The organism is Niastella sp. sgz303648, assembly GCF_059587045.1.
Map to the genome: position 1 here is coordinate 1 of NZ_JCAPSW010000046.1, position 2,820 is coordinate 2,820.

Here is a 2,820-nt window from a genome sequence, read left to right on the forward strand (position 1 = left end):
AAGATACACTGACAAGTGCCTCCGGTTGTGATTCAATCGTTACCCTGATCCTGAATGTCAACACAGTAGTGACTGGTTCACAAACAGTAACCATCTGTAACAACCAATTGCCATACTTGTGGAACGGCAATACTTATAATGCTGCTGGTACTTATAAGGATACAATGATCAGTGTCGCTGGTTGTGATTCGATCGTTACGCTGACATTGAATGTAAATGCAGCTGTGATCGGATCACAAACAACTACAATCTGTAACAACCAATTACCATATACCTGGAATGGCAACACCTACAATGCCGCCGGTACTTACAAAGACACGCTGATAAGCGTTGCTGGTTGTGATTCAATCGTTACGCTGACTCTGAATGTAAGTGCCGCAGTAACCGGATTGCAAACGGTAACGATCTGTAATAATCAACTTCCATACTTATGGAATGGTAATAGTTATAATGCTGGGGGAACCTATAAGGATACCTTGATTAGCGCTGCCGGTTGCGATTCAATCGTTACTCTTATTCTGAACGTAAACACAGTTGTGACTGGTTCGCAAACAGTAACGATCTGTAACAATCAATTGCCGTACATCTGGAATGGCAACACCTATAATGTCGCCGGTACTTATAAAGATACCCTGACCAGTGCAGCCGGTTGTGATTCAATAGTTACGCTGACGTTGAATGTTAATGCAGCAGTGATTGGTTCGCAGACTGTAACGATCTGTAACAATCAATTGCCGTACATCTGGAATGGCAACACCTATAATGTCGCCGGTACTTATAAAGATACCCTGACCAGTGCAGCCGGTTGTGATTCAATAGTTACGCTGACGTTGAATGTTAATGCAGCAGTGATTGGTTCGCAGACTGTAACGATCTGTAACAATCAATTGCCATATACGTGGAATGGCAACATCTATAACGCTTCCGGTACTTATAAAGATACTCTGATCAGTGCCGCTGGTTGTGACTCTATTATTACGCTGACATTGAATGTCAATGCAGCAGTGACCGGGTCGCAGACTGTAACAATTTGTAACAACGAACTGCCATACTTGTGGAATGGCAACTCCTACAATGCCGCAGGAATTAATAAAGATACTTTGATCAGTATCGCTGGTTGTGATTCAATCGTAACCCTGATTCTGAATGTCAACGCTGCAGTGACCGGATCACAAACAGTAACAATCTGTAACAACCAATTGCCATATTCGTGGAACGGCAACACCTATAACGCTGCCGGTACTTATAAAGATACTTTGATCAGTGGCGCCGGTTGTGATTCAATCGTAACCCTGATCCTGAATGTCAACGCTGCTCTGACCGGATCGCAAACGGTAACGATCTGTAACAACCAATTGCCATATTCGTGGAACGGCAACACCTATAACGCTGCCGGTACTTATAAAGATACTTTGATCAGTATCGCTGGTTGTGATTCAATCGTAACCCTGATCCTGAATGTCAACACAGTAGTGACTGGTTCACAGACAGTAACCATTTGTAACAACCAATTGCCATATCTGTGGAACGGCAATGCGTATAATGCAGCCGGAACTTATAAAGACACGCTGATCGGCGCCGCCGGTTGCGATTCTATCGTAACCCTGACCTTAAATGTAAATCCCGTTGTAACAGGCACTCAAACAACTACAATCTGTAGCAACCAATTACCCTACACCTGGAATGGCAATACCTACAATGCGGCAGGCACTTATAAGGATACTTTGACCAATGCCGCAGGTTGCGATTCGATCGTAACATTAACCTTGAATGTAAATCCTGTTGTAACAGGTAGCCAAACAACTACAATCTGTAGCAACCAATTACCATATACCTGGAACGGCAATACTTATAACTCTGCTGGTACTTATAAGGATACTTTGACGAGTGCTGCCGGTTGTGATTCAATCGTAACCCTGATCCTGAATGTCAACACAGTAGTGACTGGTTCACAAACAGTAACCATCTGTAACAACCAATTGCCGTATACCTGGAATGGCAACTCCTACAATGCTGCGGGAACTTATAAAGATACCCTGACAAGCGCCGCGGGTTGTGATTCTGTCGTTACCCTTATATTGAATGTCAACGCTGCTCTGACCGGATCGCAAACGGTAACGATCTGTAACAACCAATTGCCATATTTGTGGAACGGTAATACGTATAATGCAGCCGGAACTTATATAGACACGCTGATCGGCGCTGCCGGTTGTGATTCAATCGTTACATTAACCTTGAATGTAAATGCGGTTGTGACTGGTTCACAGACAGTAACCATTTGTAACAACCAATTGCCATACTTGTGGAACGGCAATACGTATAATGCAGCCGGAACTTATATAGACACGCTGATCGGCGCTGCCGGTTGTGATTCAATCGTTACATTAACCTTGAATGTAAATGCGGTTGTGACTGGTTCACAGACAGTAACCATTTGTAACAACCAATTGCCATACTTGTGGAACGGCAATACGTATAATGCAGCCGGTACTTATAAGGATACCCTGATCAGTGCCGCTGGTTGTGATTCAATCGTTACACTGACGCTGAATGTAAATGCAGCTGTAACCGGATCCCAAACAGTAACAATCTGTAACAATCAGTTGCCTTATACTTGGAATGGAAATGTGTATAGTGCTGCAGGCAACTATAAAGATACTCTGATTAGCGCCGGTGGTTGCGATTCTATAGTGACTCTGACGCTGAATGTCAACACAGCAGTAATCAGTTCGCAAACAGTAACCATTTGTAATAACCAATTGCCATACATCTGGAATGGCAATACATATAATGTAGCCGGTACTTACAAAGACACGCTGA

Annotated in this window: 1 protein-coding gene; it reads left to right on the forward strand. The window is 43.4% G+C overall.

What is annotated here, in order from left to right; genetic code table 11:
- Positions 1–2,820 (forward strand): hypothetical protein (locus tag AC59IL_RS38795; protein ID WP_496557643.1); only part of this gene is annotated, 2,820 nt, incomplete at both ends.